The organism is Pseudomonas sp. CM25, from assembly GCF_013179705.1.
In the GTDB taxonomy this organism is placed as follows: domain Bacteria; phylum Pseudomonadota; class Gammaproteobacteria; order Pseudomonadales; family Pseudomonadaceae; genus Aquipseudomonas.
The window spans coordinates 1-753 of the sequence record NZ_JABMCW010000699.1 but is presented as its reverse complement, the minus strand read 5'-3'; the positions used below and the strand labels follow the sequence as shown (position 1 = coordinate 753).

Annotated in this window: 1 protein-coding gene; it reads right to left on the bottom strand. The window is 58.8% G+C overall.

Annotated elements, in window-relative coordinates:
• A partial coding sequence (locus HP546_RS30785) for a thiamine pyrophosphate-binding protein (protein WP_256676328.1) occupies positions 1-343 on the bottom strand: 343 nt, incomplete at its 3' end.
• Positions 344-753 lie beyond the last annotated feature (410 nt).

Below are 753 nucleotides of genomic sequence, written 5' to 3'. Positions count from 1 at the left end.
CGTCAATGATCTGGAAGCGGCCCTGCTTGGACTTCTTGATCGGCTTCTGCCCGGTGATCATCATCATCGGCATGCCGCCCAGGTAGGCGTAGGCGCTGGCGGTGACCAGGTTGGTGGCGCCAGGGCCAAGGGTCGACAGGCTGACGCCGGTCTTGCCGGTCAGGCGACCGTAGGTGGCAGCCATGAAACCTGCAGACTGCTCATGACGGGTCAGTACCAGCTTGATCTTCGACTTGCGCAGGGATTCGAGCAGGTCGAGGTTTTCTTCACCGGGAATGCCGAATACATACTCGACACCTTCGTTTTCCAGGCATTGCACAACGACATCGGCGGCCTTGGCCATCTTGCTTGCTACCTCAAGTGATGGGACGGTGGAAGTCCAGAAATGCGCAGCACGGTACGCTGGCATCGCCAGGCCCGGGGCAAGGAATGCTCCGAACCAAAGTCTTGACGCAGGGGGGGCGAGGGAAAGTCACGTAAATTGGGCGGGAATATTGTTGCAGTCTGCGCTGACAACGCCGCGGGGTCTGCCTGGGAGATCGGGGATGCAGGTTTTGCGGCCGCTGGGCGCCCGATCGCGACGCAAGGCCTACAAGGGAATGCATGCGGCTGATGTTTGGGGGCAGAAAGACAAAACCCCTACCTGCATACGCAGATAGGGGTTTTGCGAAATGAATCTTGACGATGACCTACTCTCACATGGGGAGACCCCACACTACCATCGGCGATGCATCGTTTCACTACTGAGTTCGG